Source organism: Rahnella sp. NRRL B-41462 (genome assembly GCF_003263525.1).
Classification (GTDB): Bacteria; Pseudomonadota; Gammaproteobacteria; order Enterobacterales; family Enterobacteriaceae; genus Rahnella; species Rahnella aceris.
Genome location: NZ_JYDF01000202.1, coordinates 1 through 943 on the forward strand (window position 1 = coordinate 1; position 943 = coordinate 943).

The window sequence follows — 943 nt, forward strand, 5'->3', positions numbered from 1 at the left end:
TATCCCAAAACTGGTGGGCGTCGGTTATTTCACCAGCGGCGGCAACGGCGCAATGGCCGCCGGTAAAGCGCTGGGCGCGGACGTGACCTACGACGGTCCGACCGAGCCGAGCGTTTCCGGTCAGGTGCAGATGATCAACAACTTCGTCAATCAGGGATACAACGCGATTGTGGTGGCGGCGGTATCACCCGACGGCCTGTGTCCGGCGCTTAAACGCGCGATGCAACGCGGCGTGAAAGTGCTGACCTGGGATTCCGATACCAAACCGGAATGCCGCTCGATTTACATCAATCAGGGCACACCACAACAACTGGGTTCGATGCTGGTTGAGATGACCTCCAGCCAGGTGAAAAAAGAGAAAGCGAAAGTGGCGTTCTTCTATTCCAGCCCGACAGTGACGGATCAGAATCAGTGGGTGAAAGAGGCGAAAGCCAAAATCGCCAAAGAGCACCCGGGCTGGGAAATCGTGACCACGCAATACGGTTATAACGATGCCACTAAATCCCTGCAAACCGCCGAAGGGATCCTGAAATCTTATGGCGATCTGGATGCGATTATTGCGCCTGATGCCAACGCATTACCGGCAGCGGCTCAGGCGGCGGAAAACCTCAAACGTACCAACGTGACCATCGTCGGTTTCAGTACGCCAAACGTCATGCGCCCGTATGTCGAACGCGGCACGGTGAAACAGTTCGGTCTGTGGGACGTGGTCAGCCAGGGCAAAATTTCGGTTTATGTCGCCGATCAGTTATTGAAAAAAGGCGCGCTTAACGTGGGTGACAAACTGGATGTGCCGGACGTCGGAACGGTGGAAGTGGTGCCGAACAGCGTGCAGGGCTACCAGTATGAGGCCAAAGGTAACGGCATCGTTTTACTGCCGGAACGCGTGGTCTTCACCAAAGACAACATCGGCAAATACGATTTCTGATCAGTAAGGAGAAAA

General features: G+C 55.0%; 1 protein-coding gene. It reads left to right on the top strand.

The window, feature by feature from the left end; translation table 11 throughout:
* Positions 1-928: autoinducer 2 ABC transporter substrate-binding protein LsrB (lsrB, locus tag UC14_RS26605; protein ID WP_112198773.1), on the top strand; the 928-nt coding region annotated here is incomplete at its 5' end.
* Positions 929-943 lie beyond the last annotated feature (15 nt).